This window comes from Paeniglutamicibacter psychrophenolicus (assembly GCF_030812255.1).
In the GTDB taxonomy this organism is placed as follows: Bacteria; Actinomycetota; Actinomycetes; order Actinomycetales; family Micrococcaceae; genus Paeniglutamicibacter; species Paeniglutamicibacter psychrophenolicus_A.
The window spans coordinates 192,678-205,539 of record NZ_JAUSSH010000007.1 but is presented as its reverse complement, the minus strand read 5'-3'; the positions used below and the strand labels follow the sequence as shown (position 1 = coordinate 205,539).

At 68.4% G+C, this 12,862-nt stretch carries 11 protein-coding genes; 2 read left to right on the top strand and 9 right to left on the bottom strand.

The annotated features are described in order from the left end of the window. Positions 1–18: 18 nt before the first annotated feature. Genes J2T21_RS12030 through polA form a run of 4 tightly spaced genes read right to left on the bottom strand, consistent with a single transcriptional unit; the run spans position 19 to position 6,212 of the window. Positions 19–927, bottom strand: a complete 909-nt coding sequence (locus tag J2T21_RS12030; protein ID WP_307581596.1) for a polysaccharide deacetylase family protein — start codon at positions 925–927, stop codon at positions 19–21. Positions 928–931: 4 nt separating this feature from the next. Further along, positions 932–2,227, bottom strand: coding sequence for a GNAT family N-acetyltransferase (locus J2T21_RS12025; RefSeq protein ID WP_307581595.1), 1,296 nt, complete (start codon positions 2,225–2,227; stop codon positions 932–934). A gap of 56 nt (positions 2,228–2,283) precedes the next feature. Further along, complete coding sequence (locus J2T21_RS12020) at positions 2,284–3,582, bottom strand: GNAT family N-acetyltransferase (RefSeq protein ID WP_307581594.1); 1,299 nt, start codon at positions 3,580–3,582, stop codon at positions 2,284–2,286. Then, on the bottom strand, positions 3,582–6,212 hold the full coding sequence (gene polA, locus J2T21_RS12015; RefSeq protein ID WP_307581613.1) for a DNA polymerase I: 2,631 nt from the start codon (positions 6,210–6,212) through the stop codon (positions 3,582–3,584). Before polA ends, J2T21_RS12020 begins: the two co-directional genes overlap by 1 nt. 85 nt (positions 6,213–6,297) lie before the next feature. Here polA and J2T21_RS12010 point away from each other — a divergent pair, with 85 nt between their 5' ends. After that, positions 6,298–6,825: a hotdog fold thioesterase gene (locus J2T21_RS12010; RefSeq protein ID WP_307581593.1), complete on the top strand. Its 528-nt coding sequence runs from the start codon at positions 6,298–6,300 to the stop codon at positions 6,823–6,825. A gap of 30 nt (positions 6,826–6,855) precedes the next feature. Here the strand turns inward: J2T21_RS12010 and J2T21_RS12005 are convergent, their stop codons facing one another. From J2T21_RS12005 to J2T21_RS11985, 5 genes are all read right to left on the bottom strand, one after another. Then, entirely contained in the window at positions 6,856–7,419 is a 564-nt protein-coding gene (locus J2T21_RS12005) for a dihydrofolate reductase family protein (RefSeq protein ID WP_307581592.1), read from the bottom strand. 158 nt (positions 7,420–7,577) lie between these two features. After that, on the bottom strand, positions 7,578–7,817 hold the full coding sequence (locus J2T21_RS12000; protein WP_083410980.1) for a hypothetical protein: 240 nt from the start codon (positions 7,815–7,817) through the stop codon (positions 7,578–7,580). Beyond that, the gene (locus J2T21_RS11995) at positions 7,817–9,022 is read right to left on the bottom strand and encodes an inorganic phosphate transporter (RefSeq protein ID WP_307581591.1); all 1,206 of its coding nucleotides are present in this window, start codon (positions 9,020–9,022) and stop codon (positions 7,817–7,819) included. Before J2T21_RS11995 ends, J2T21_RS12000 begins: the two co-directional genes overlap by 1 nt. Before the next feature lie 252 nt (positions 9,023–9,274). Next, a complete protein-coding gene (locus tag J2T21_RS11990; RefSeq protein WP_307581590.1) occupies positions 9,275–10,738 on the bottom strand; it encodes a pyridoxal phosphate-dependent decarboxylase family protein in 1,464 nt (487 codons plus the stop codon). A gap of 15 nt (positions 10,739–10,753) precedes the next feature. Then, a complete protein-coding gene (locus J2T21_RS11985) occupies positions 10,754–12,121 on the bottom strand; it encodes an MFS transporter (RefSeq protein WP_307581589.1) in 1,368 nt (455 codons plus the stop codon). A 117-nt stretch (positions 12,122–12,238) separates the two neighbouring features. Here J2T21_RS11985 and J2T21_RS11980 point away from each other — a divergent pair, with 117 nt between their 5' ends. Next, positions 12,239–12,862, top strand: coding sequence for an L-threonylcarbamoyladenylate synthase (locus tag J2T21_RS11980; protein ID WP_307581588.1), 624 nt, complete (start codon positions 12,239–12,241; stop codon positions 12,860–12,862).

Below are 12,862 nucleotides of genomic sequence, written 5' to 3'. Positions count from 1 at the left end.
CGGCAAACCGGCAAGTTGTCAAGCCGACGGGGCACCGGTTTGGGCTCCGAAGGCCTCGGACAGCCTCAGCAGGACCAGGTTCCGGGCCGCCAGCGATTCGAGCAGCGCGGGCAGCGCCTCGGACACGCCGCGGGCGGTTCCCGAGGCCGGGCGGTTGAAGTGCCCGATCCCCACGTCCCCCGCACGCAGCGCCCTGGTTTGCGACGCGACGCTCGCGGCGGGGAACGTCGCGCCGGCATCGAGGTTGACGGTGAAATTCATCGGGAGCAGGCCCAGCTCGCGGCACAGCGCGGCACCGAGCTCGTCCTGGTGCGCGGTCCCGGAACGGAAGAACTTCGCCTGGACCCCGAAGGTGTCGGCCAGGTAGCGCTGGTTGTCCATGATCTCGTCATAGGCGGCCGCAATGCTGGCGGTGCCCGGGATGCCGTAGGCGGCCTGCCCCCGGCTGGCCAGCGGCGCGTGGGTGGTGCCGTGGTTGGCGATCTCGAAGAGCGGGTCGGCGGCCAGCTCGCGGACCAGCCCCGGATTGGCCGCCGCCCACCGCTGGTTGATGAACAGCGTGGCCGGCGCCCGGTGCTTGCGCAGGGCCGCAATCAGCGCGTCGTCGTAGCCCTCGCCGCTCGGTCCCCCGCAGGCGTCGAAGGTCAGCGCGGCTCCCCGCGCCGAGGCAGGCAGGCCCAGCTCGATGCCCTTGACCTCCAACCCGAACGCGCCGGAGTGCTTCGACGCGTAGGCGGAGAGAACCGCGCTGCGGCTGGGCACCACGCGGGCCGGGGCGGGTGCCGCGGCAGGTGGCGGGGGTTGGCGCGGGCCCCTCGGGGACAGCGGATCCGCGGCACAGGAGGCCAGCAGGGTGGCACCGGTCCCGAGCAGGCCAGCGAGCAGCGTGCGGCGCCCCGTCGGGGAGCCGGGAAACGGTGTGGGCATTGAGCTAGAAATCCGCCTGGCAGTAGGGAACGGTGTCGGTGGCGAACAGGGCGTTGAGCGTGCCCAGCGCTTCGGGCGCGTGGACCCTGAGCACCCCGGAGGCGGCAAGGTGCGTGGCGCTGAAGCCACCCAGGTACAGCGAGGCCAGGTCGCGGACATCCACGCTGGCCTCGGGCACGGCCCCTTCCGGCGCGCGGCGGACCCCGGCGGAGGCGTCCTGGACCATCAGGTCCCAGATGCCGTCGGCGAACCCCAGGGCGTCGTGCACGCGCAGCCGGATGTGCCCGTCGCGCCCATAGCTGCGCGCGGACAGCGCGGTCTCCAGGTCAAGGATGCGCAACCAGAGGTGGTCCCCCAGGGAGGTGACCTTGTAGGCGCGCGCATTTTCCAGGGCGGTGGGCACCACGTCGTCGACCGGTCCGCGGCCGGTGATCTTTTCCACCAGGTCGTGGGCGCCGAGGTACGCGATCAGTTCGCGGCGGGCGGCGCCGGTGGCGGTGCACATCTGGCCGATTTCCATGGTGGGCGGGGCGGTCTTCCACCCGGAGAACAGGTAGCTCATGAACCCGTCGGGCCTGCCCTGGGCATCCAGGTGCAGGGCGGCGCGCAGGTTCTTCACCGGCTTGAGCGAGTCGTAGTCCTCCCACAGCCCGGCTGCCTGGCCCACGTCGAATTGCGTGGCACTGATCGAGCCGAGCGTGTGGGCGTGTGCGGCGGCAAAGATGCCCGGGGCGTAGTTCTTCAGTTCCCCGGGGGCAATGGCCACCACGGTGCCCTCGTTCTCCACGCGCAGGTCCGCCCCGCGGTGGGTCTTGAGCGCGAAGCGTGCCCGCTGGGTGGCCCGGCCGAACCCGAAGCGCCCGTAGATGGTCGCCTCCGAGGCGGTCAACGCGGCGAACACCATCCCGGCCTCGCGGGCGCCGGCAAGGTCCTCGGTGATCAGCCGGCGCAGCAGGCCGCGGCGGCGGTGGGTGGGGCTCACGGTGACCGAGGTGATCTGGTGCACCGGCATCAGGTTCCCTCCCCCGATGTTCAGCGTCCCGGGGAACGAGGCATAGGTGGCCACCGGGGCCTCGGCGTGAAGCGAGGGCTGCACCGCTGACTCGTCGTAGACGGCGGTGAAGGTGGTGTTGTCGTTGGCCTCGAGCCCGGCGAGGATCTTCAGCTCCCCGGCCTCCAGCGCGGCCTCGTGGAAGCCGCGGCTGATGGCCGTGAGGAATTCCGCGGTGGCCGCGGAAGGGACACCGTCGATGAGCTCGGGTTCAAACCGTTCAATGCGAATCGTGGTGTCTTCACTCATGGTTGTGGGGTGCTCTCTGAATGGGGATCGGGTGGGGGGCTGCTGCCGGCATGGGCCTAGAACCCGTTGATGGCATGCGGCACTCCGGGGATGTCCAGCAACGCTGCCAGCTCGTCCGCGCGGGCGGGTGAGGCCGGTTCCAGCAATCCGGCGGCGACGAGCTCGGCGGTGCCGACGGAGCCCAGCAGCAGCGGCGCCAGGGCAACGACGCCACATGTGGCATCCGCCGGGGACCCCTCGGCCAGCGTCGACACGCTGGCCCGTCCCTCGCGGATGTCGAAGCCGTAGCGCCCGGCGGCCAGGCCCTGCGGGTCGGTGACCGCAAGCGTGAAGGAACCGGTGCCGCGGTATTCCCTGGCCTCGAAGGCCGCGGGCACATCCAGCACCCGCACCCACAGCCCGTGCTCGCGCTCGCTGAAGCGCACCCGGGCGGGATCTTCCAAGGCCCAGGGCAGCGGGTCGTTCGCCGCGGCAAAGGGGCAGGAAACCGACTCGATGAGGTCGAAGCCGGCCAGGAAGCGGAAGATCTCGCGCCGGGCCACCTCGGTGGCCGCGACCAGGTCGCGGACCTTGAGCGTGATCGGCTTGGGGTCCCAGCCGCCGAAGACGTACGTCACGTACCCCTGGATGTCCCCGGATCCGTCCAGGTACACCGCGGCACGCAGCTTGGGTTCCGGTTCCGGGCCCTCCTCGCCCCAGGCGCCGGTGGCGTGGCGCAGGTAGGCCTCCTGGCGTCCCACCGAACCGCGGCGGGCGGCGTGGAAACGTTCGAAGACCGCCGGGGCGATCGGTGCCAGCTTCTCCGGTGCAAGCTGCACCATGGACCCGGTCGCCGGCGCATGGAAGCGCACGTCCCCGCGCACGTCCAGGTGCAGCGTCTGGGCCTCGGTGGCCCGGCCGAAGCCGAAGCGCCCGTAGATGGTCGCCTCGGAGGCGGTCAGCGCGGCCACCGGGTACCCGGCGTCCTTGGCTCGGGCCAGGTCCGCGGACATCAGCTCGCGCAGGATGCCGCGTCGCCGGTGCGTGGGCCGCACCGTGACCGCGGTGACCAGGTGCGCCGGCACCACGGCGGCCCCGAGGTTCAGCGTCTTGGCGAAAGTGCCGTAGGTGGCCACCGGCACCAGCGGGTCCACCAGGTCCCGGGGGCGCGAATCGTCCCAGACCGCGGTGAGGACCCGCTCGTCGACCTGGTGGGATTGCAGCATCTGTTCGAGCTGCTCGGCGGTGGCGGGCTTGTAGTGGTAGAACCCCTCCCACACCGCCTTCACCCAGGCGGCATAGCCCGGGGACGCGGCGCCGGTGTCGGCGCCGCGTTCCGCCGCGACGTTTCCGAGGCGCAGGTGCCCGCCAAGCATCAGTGTCCGGCGTCCTGCCAGGAGGTGCCGATGCCCACGTGCACATCGAGCGGGACCTTCAAATCCGCGGCCGCGCCCATCTTCTCGCGCACCAGTGCCTCGACGGCCTCGAGTTCGCCCGCGGCGACCTCGAGGACCAATTCGTCATGGACCTGCAGCAGCATCCGCGACTTCAGGCCGGCCTCCGACAGGCCTTCCTCGACCCCGAGCATCGCGCGCTTGATGATGTCGGCGGCCGAACCCTGGATCGGGGCGTTCAGCGCGGCCCGCTCGGCGATGTCGCGCAGCTGGCGGTTGTCGCTGGCCAGCTCCGGCAGGTAGCGGCGCCGCCCGAAGATGGTCTCGGTGTAGCCGTCCACGCGGGCCTTGGTGACGACGTCGCGCAGGTAGTCGCGGACCGCGCCGAAGCGGGAGAAGTAGTCCTTCATCAGCGTGCGGGCCTCGTCGACGGAGATCCGCAGCTGCTTGGACAGCCCGAAGGAGCTCAGCCCGTAGGCCAGGCCGTAGCTCATGGCCTTGACCTTGGATCGCATCTCGTTGGTGACGTCCTCGGGTTCGACGTTGAACACGTGCGAGCCGACAAAGCGGTGCAGGTCCTCGCCGTCCTTGTAGGCCTGGATCAATCCCTCGTCCTCGGAGAGGTGCGCCATGACGCGCATCTCGATCTGCGAGTAGTCCGCGGTCAGCAGCGTCTCAAAGCCCTCGCCGACAACGAAGACCTCGCGGATGCGCCGGCCGGCCTCGGAGCGGACCGGGATGTTCTGCAGGTTCGGGTTCAGTGAGGACAATCGTCCGGTCGCCGCGACGGTCTGCGCGTAGGTGGTGTGGATGCGGCCCTCGGGGGCCACGGCCTTGCGCAGGCCCTCGACGGTCTGGCGCAGCTTGTTCGCGTCACGGTGCGCCATCAGCGCCTTCAGGAACGGGTGCCCGGTGTTCTCCAGCAGGTCCTGCAGCGATTCGGCGTCGGTGGTGAAGCCGGTCTTGATCTTCTTGGTCCGCGGCAGGTCCAGTTCCTCGAAGAGGACCACCTGCAGCTGCTTGGGGCTGGAGAGGTTGACCTCGTGGCCGATGGCCTCATAGGCCTGCTCGGTGGCCTGGTTGATACCGGCGGTGAAACCGTCGTAGAGCTCGTCGAGCTTGGCGGTGTCGATGGCGATGCCGGCCATCTCCATGTGCGCCAGCACCAGCGAGAGCGGCATTTCCAGCTCCTTGAGCAGGGTCTCTCCCCCGCGCTCCACGAGCATCCCGCCCAGGTGCTGGGACAACTGGCGCACCACGTGGGCGGCACGCACCGCCGGGGTGGCGTGGTCCGGGCCCTCGAGGTCGAAGGCCAGCTGACCGTCGGCAGGGGCCTTGGGTTCCTCCAGCGCGATGCGCAGGTGCTGCTGCGCGATGTCGGGCAATTCGTGGCTGCGGCGATCCGGCTGGATCAGGTACGCGGTGATCATGGTGTCATCGACGACCCCGGCCAACTCGAGCCCGTGTTCCAGCAGCAGCTTGTAGGTGCCCTTGAAGTCGTGGACGGCCTTGGCATAGCTCGTCGAGGAAAGCACCTTGGCCAGCGCCTGCTTGGTGTCCGCGTCGATGTCCGCCAGCGACACGAAGGCTGTGGCGTCGTTGGAGGCGAAGGCCACGCCGACCACGTCGGTGCCGCCGGGAGCGGGCACGGTGGCGGCGTGCAGGCCCAGCAGCTGCGCGCCGTGGGCGCCGAACCATCCCTGGAGCGCCGCGTCGTCGCCGAGCATCTCGTGCACCGGGATCACCGCTTCGGCGGCGGCGTCCTGCGGATCATCGCCGAAGAGGTCGAAGAGGCGCTTGCGCAGCGTGTTGAACTGCAGGGCGTCGAAGAGTTCCTCGATGGCCTCGCGGTTCGGGCGGTCCAGGACCATCGCCTCGAAGGCCACCGGCAGCTCAAGGTCGCGCAGCAGGTGGTTCAGGCGGCGGTTGCGGGTGACGTTGTCCACGTGCTCGCGCAGCGAGTCCCCGACCTTGCCCTTGATGGCATCGATGTTCTCCAGGATGCCGGGCAGCCCACCATAGAGGTTGATCCACTTCGCCGCGGTCTTCGGGCCGACGCCGGGAACGCCCGGGAGGTTGTCGGCGGTTTCGCCAACCAGCGCCGCAAGGTCCGAGTACTGTTCGGGACGCACGAAGTACTTGGCCTCGACCGCGTCGGCGTCCATCGGCGGGATGTCGGAGATCCCCTTCTTGGGGTAGAGCACCAGGGTCTTCTCGGTGATCATCTGGAAGGCGTCGCGGTCCCCGGAGACCACCAGGACCTCGAAGCCCGCCGCCTCGCCCTTGGCGGCCAGGGTGGCGAGGATGTCATCGGCCTCGTAGCCGTCCATGGAAATGGACGGGATGTTCATGGCTTCCATGACCTTGCGGATCAGGTCGATCTGGCCGTGGAATTCCTCGGGCGTCTTGTTGCGCCCGCCCTTGTACTCGGTGTATTCCAGTGAGCGGAACGTGGGGGTGTCCAAGTCGAAGGCCACCGCCACGTGGGTGGGCTTCTGCTGCCGGATCATGGTCAGCAGCATCGACACGAATCCGTGCACTGCGTTGGTGTACTGGCCGGTGTCGGTTGAAAAGTTTTCCGCCGGCAAGGCGTAGAAGGCACGGAAGGCCATGGAGTGCCCGTCAATGACGAGCAGGCGCTGGGGATCGGTTGCCACAAGTTTGGTTGATTCGCTCACAGGTGCCAGCCTAGTTGGCATGGGCAATAATTTCACTGAAGACAACGCACCGGCGCTCGAGACATCTGGCACCTTCGCCTCCAACGGCGCATCGGCGGGCAACCCGCACGCCCGGCAGCTGGCCGCGCACGGCGTCCCCGAGGCCATGTGGCCGATGCTGGCCAGCCACGGGGTGGGTTCGCTGGTGGAGAAGCTGGGCATCGTTTTCTCGGAGATCACGGCCGACCGCGTGGTGGCCACGATGCCGGTGGAGGGCAACCAGCAGGTGGCCGGGATCCTGCATGGCGGGGCGTCGGTGGCGCTGGCCGAGACGCTGGGGTCCTTTGCCGCGGCGGTGCACGGCAAGGGCGTGAAGAAGCCCGTGGGCGTGGACATTTCCGCAACCCACCACCGCGCCGGGGTCACCGGCTTGGTGACCGGGGTGTGCACCCCGATCCACCTGGGCCGGACACTCACCACCCATGAGATCGTCATCAGCGACGAGGCCGGCCGGCGCCTGTGCACCTCGCGGATCACCAACATGCTGCTGGACAACCCCGAAAGCTGAAGGCGGGCCGGCGGCCGGGCCGGGCGTCGGTCAGTATTCTCGGGTCTGGCCCGGCGCCTTGACGACCTCGAACCGGGTCTCACGCACTCCCCCGGGATATTCACGGCTGAAGGTCGGGGCCAGCTTGGTGTGCCCGCGCATGGCAAACAGCGGACGGCCGCCGCCGAGCAACACCGGCATGGTGTAGAGCAGCAGCTCGTCGAGCAGCCCCTCGTCCACGAACTGGCCGGCCAGTGAGCCGCCCCCCAGGACCCAGACGTCCTTGCCGTTGGCGCTGCGTGCCACGTCCCCTGCCCATTCGGTCACGTCGCCGCGGACGAAGGTCAAATCGGCCCCGGGGAACGCGGCAAGTTCCCGGTGCGTGAAGACCCACACCGGCAGCCCCGCGTAGGGCCATTCCCCGAGCGCCTGGTTCAGCAGCCAGGAGTAGGTGTCGGCGCCCATGGCGACGGCCCCGATCTGCCCCATGAATTCGGCGTAGCTTTCCGCCTGCCCCTCGAACCCGTCAAACTCCATGAGCCAGTCGAGTCGATCGTTGTCATCGGCAATGTAGCCGTCGGCCGAGGCCGCCACGAAATACCTGAATTGCGTCATGGAGCCCATCCTATCCATGGGCGCGGCCCCGCCGCCGGTATCCGGCATGGGGGTTTCGCGGCCCGAGGGCCGCAGGCCGGGGCTTAACCGGCTTTCGCCCGCCCGGATCCAAGGATCCGGACGGGCGAAAGCGCAGGGTGGTTCGGCCGGCGCGTGGCTTAGGCGCCGAGGATCTTCTCGCTGAGCGAGGGCACGATCAGGATGATCCCGAAGAGGACCACGATGCCGCACATGGCAAAGCAGCCGTAGGCGGCGAGCTTGGCCGGCATGGCCGAACGCTTGGCATCCTCACCGACGGCGAGCATGCGCACGCCAAAGGAGTATGCCCCGACGATGAACAGGGCGGCGACCCAGGTGGTGACGGCGACGATCAGGAATTCATCCCACTGAATGGTCATTACTTGCTCTCCTGCTTGGCCTTGGCGCGCTCCATCTTGCGACGCTGCTTTTTGGTGGGGATGTTCACGGCGGCACCGGAGACATCAACGTCGCTGATCGCGTTGTTGTGTCCCACGATTTCGCGGCGGGACAGGATCCAGATGACGAGCAAGGCACCGATTCCCAGGATGCTGACGATGACCAGGCCGCCGTTGCCCAGGTGGGCGAGTGCCGCGGCCGCGGCCCCGATGATCGCGGCGGCCGGGAGCGTGAATAGCCAGCCCAGGGCAATGCGCCCGGCCGTCCCCCAGCGGACTTCTGCGCCCTTGCGGCCCAGCCCGGAACCGATCACGGACCCGGAGGCGACTTGCGTGGTGGACAGTGCGAAGCCCAGGTGCGAGGAGACCAGGATGGCCGCGGCTGTCGAGGTTTCTGCGGCGAAGCCCTGGGCGGGCTTGACGTCGGTCAGGCCCGAACCCATGGTGCGGATGATGCGCCAGCCACCCATGTAGGTGCCCAGTGCGATGGCCAGGGCACAGGAGGCGATGACCCAGAAGTGCGGGCCGGTTCCGGCATCCTGCAACCCGGAGGCAACCAGGGTCAGCGTGATGACACCCATGGTCTTCTGCGCATCGTTGGTGCCGTGGGCCAGTGCCACGAGCGAGGAGGAGAAGATCTGTCCATAGCGGAATCCGCCGCGCTTCGGGGAGGCGAGGCCGGACTGGCGCTTGGTGACCGAGTAGGCCAGCTTGGTGCACAGATAGGCGGAGGTACCGGCAATGACCGGTGCGACCAGGGCCGGCAGCAGGACCTTGGACATCAGCACGCTGTAGTCGATGGCGCCGAACCCGGCGCCCACGATGGCGGCGCCGATCAGTCCGCCGAAGAGGGCATGCGAGGAGCTGGAAGGCAGGCCGAGCAGCCAGGTGAGCATGTTCCAGACGACGGCGCCCATCAGGCCCGCGAAGATCATCGCGGGCATGATTTGCACGCCGGTGTCCCCGCCCTCCTTGATGATGCCTCCGGAAATGGTCTTGGCGACTTCGGTTGAAAGGAATGCACCAACAAGGTTGAGTACCGCGGCCAGCGCGACTGCGGCCTTCGGCTTGATGGCACCGGTCGCGATGGGCGTAGCCATCGCGTTGGCGGTGTCGTGGAAGCCATTGGTGAAATCAAAGAACAAGGCAAGTGCAATGACCAGGACGACGATGAGCGTCAGATCCATGTATAAACCAATCTTGGGATTGCGGGCGAGGGCCGGTTCGCGCTGGGTGACTCCGAAATTTCCCGCATTGTTTGCCCAATGTTGGGGGTCTGTTCACCTAAGTCGCAGATTCATCATATGGCCTGCCCCGCGCTAGTCAATTCCCCGGCCCCACCGCCACAGCGCCCGACCCCGCCCGTGTAGTGGCATGCGCGGGCGGGCCGCGGAACCGACGTGAGCGACTTCACGCCTCGAATCGGCATCACCGCCGGCTCAGGGTTTCGGGCCCGGATCCCGGTCCAGCGGTGCCACCAGGCCGGCCAGAAGCTCGATGAGCAGCTTCCCGGAGGCCTCGCGCGGCAGGGCCTCGACCAGGGCCAGCAGCGGAGCCATGTCCTTGGGCAGCGAGCCATCCCCCGGGGAAACGCCCATGGCGGAGAGCACACGCTGCACTTCGTCCGATTCCCCACCTGCGGCGCCGGACTGCCCCAACGCGGCGAGAACCTGTTGCGGGTCCACGCCCGCGACGCCGCGGACCTCATCGGCGCAGGTGGCCAGCGCCGCGCACAATTGGGGCAGCACCGATTCGGTGACCGGGGTGAAGGTCAGGTGCGTGGTGCGTGCCAGCCAACTGCCGTCGGGCTGCCGGTAGCCGGGCTGCAGCTGCAGGTGCCAGCCGGAGGCTGCCAGCCTGTCCGCCCACAGGTGCGGATCGATGCCCGACCGCTCGCCGGCACCCGGGTCCCGGGCCACGGCCAGCAGCGGCCCGGCCGGGGAACCCACCACTTCCAGTCCCTCGATGCCCTTGATGCAGGCGGCCAATGCCGCGGTGGAGCGCTTGCAGGACTCGGCGAGCGCCGCATAGCCGCCGACGCCCAGGTGCCTGGTGATGGCCCAGGCCGCGGCCAACGGTGCGGCGGACTTTGAGCCCAGCAACGTGGGATTCACCACCGGATAGCCCGGCCAATCGGTGGTGGCGAAGTATTGGCCGCGCTGGCGCTGCGCACCCTTGGTCAGCAACACCGAGATGCCCTTGGGCGCGTATCCGTATTTGTGGAGGTCGGCTGCCAGGCTGGTGACTCCCGGAACCGACAGGTCCCAGGGTGGCAGCCCGTCCCAGAACGGCAGGATCCACCCCCCGAAGCAGGCGTCGACGTGGCAGTCGATGCCGCGGGCCAGGGCGGCCGCGGCAACCTGTTCGATCGGGTCAAGGGCCCCGTGCGGATAGGACGGTGCCGAGAGAACGACCAGGGCTGTGTCCGGGCCCATCCGGGCGATCACCGCTTCAGCGTCGACCTGGCCGTTGCGGCCCACCGGGACCAGGTCAAGGGACAGGCCCAGGTATTCGGCGGCCTTGTGGAAGGCTGCGTGGACGCTGGCCGGCGCGAGGATCCCGGAACGTGCGGTGCCGCGGTGGTTGGCCCGGGCGGTCTTCACGGCCAGCAGACTGCTTTCGGTCCCGCCGCTGGTGGCGGTCCCCACCACGGTGCGATCCCCGCCGAGCAGGTCGCGGGCGAAGGTGATGAGGTCGCGCTCCATGTGGGCCACGGAGGTGAACATGGTGGGGTCAAGCCCGTTGACCGGTTGCACCAGGGCCATGGCCTGTGCGGCGAGCGCGTCGAGTTCGGCCAGTCCCGAGTCATAGACGTAGGACATGACGTGTCCCCCGTGGGTGGGTGCGTCCTGGGCCCGCCAGGACCTAAGTTGGTCCAGGATCGCTTGTGCGTCTTGTGGCATTTCCGGTTTTCCCCTTTAGGCCGCTGCGGCGCCGTGCGGCTGGTTGAAGTTCGATTCGCGCAGCGGGTAGCGGCCGAACGCCCACAGGCTCAGGGCAATGACCAGGGCGGGAAGCACGCTGAAGGCCAGGATGATTCCGGTGATGGCCGAGGGTTGCTGGGTGGTGGCTTGGCCCGCCACGGACTCGGCATATCCGCTGGCCGCCAGGACGACGGTGAGGATCACGGCGCCCAGGGCCATCCCGGTGGTTTCCCCCGCCGTCCACACTCCGCCGAAGATCCCGGCATTGCCCTGCCCGTGCTCCAGGGCATCGTGGGTGATGACATCGGGCAGCATCGACATGGGCAGCGACTGCATTCCCGCATATCCGGCCCCGGCGAGCGCCACCGGGAGGTACACCCAGGTTCCGGGCCGGAGGAGCATCCCGGCCAGGGCCAGGGCGGCGAGGCCGAACAGGATGCTGGAGAGCAGGAAGCTGCGTTCCTTGCCGATCCGCCGGGCGACCATCCGCCAGATCGGGGCAAAGAGCAGTGCCGGGCCGATCAGGGCGATGAACAGGAACGTCACCGCTTCCTCGTCGTGCAGCACCCAGGTGGCGACGTATTGGGCCCCGGCAAGCATTCCCCCGGTGGCCAGGCCCTGCAGCGCGAAGGCCAGCAGCAGCGCGCGGAACGGCTGGCTGCGCCGCAGCACCGCCAGGCCCAGGAGATTGCCTTGGCGGATCGGGGCCCGTTGCACCGTGGCCCGGGTTCCGCCGCTGGGGGCAACCCGGGCGCTGGCCAGGAGGCTGGCTCCGATGACGATTCCGGCCACGACGGACATCAGGAAATAGCCAAGCCATTGGTTTTCCCCGCCCAGGGTCCGCAGCGCCGGTCCCCCGGCACCAAAGAGCAGGATCGCCAGGGACAGGACGAGCACGCGCAGGGACAGCAGTCGGGTGCGTTGGTCGTAGCTGGCGGTCAGTTCGGCCGGCAGGGCCATGTACGGGACCTGGAAAAGGCTGAAGGCCGTGGCGGTGGCGGTGAATGCCACCAACACCCACAGCCCCGCGACAAGTTGGCCCAGGCCCGCCGGCACGGCAAAGGTGAGGATGAAGAACAACGGAAGCAAGGTTCCCCCGACGACCATGAAGCGGTGCCGTGAACCCGTGGCGGCCAGGTCGCGGTCGCTGCGGATCCCGATGACCGGGTCGATGAGCACGTCCCAGATCTTGGCCACGCCCAGCAGCAGGCCAGCGCCCAGCGCAGCGATGCCCAGGGTGTCGGTCATGTAGTAGATCAGCACCAGCCCGGGGAGCGTGGAAAACCCGCCGGTGCCCATCGAACCGAGCGCATAGATGCCGATGACCCTGCGTGGAAGCGGGATTTCCCCCGATGTCACCATGGCTTGGAGTCTACGCACCGAAACCGGCCCGTGACCAGAGCACACCGACCCCGGGAGAACCTGTGGGATTCGGCGAAAGGGAGTGCGCGAACCGGCGCGGAGCCGTAAACTCTTTCAATGGCTAGATTCTTTGATGTTCACCCCGAAAACCCACAGCCGCGCGCGATCGCCCAGGCCGTGGAATTGATACGCAATGGCGGGCTGATCGCCTACCCCACCGATTCCTGTTACGCCCTTGGCGCGCAGATCGGCAACCGCGAGGCGCTGGACCGGATCCGGTCCATCCGCCAGGTCGACGACAAGCACCACTTCACGCTCGTGTGCAAGGACTTCGCCCAGTTGGGCCAGTACGTGGAGGTCAACAACAAGGTCTTCCGCAACATCAAGGCGGTGACCCCGGGCAGCTACACCTTTATCCTGCCGGCGACCAAGGAAGTCCCGCGTCGGCTGATGCAGGCCAAGAAGAAGACCATTGGCGTGCGCATCCCCGACAATCCAGTGGTCCGTGCGCTGCTTGACGAGCTCGGGGAGCCCATCCTTTCCAGCACGCTGTTGCTTCCGGGCGAAGAGGATCCGATGACCCAGGGCTGGGAAATCAAGGAGGCGCTGGACAACGTGATCGAAGGCGTCATCGATTCCGGCGAATGCGGGACCGAGCCGACCACCGTCATCGACTACTCCAGCGGCGAGGCAGTGATCTCCCGGGTGGGGCTGGGCGATCCCTCGCGCTTCGAAGAGTAA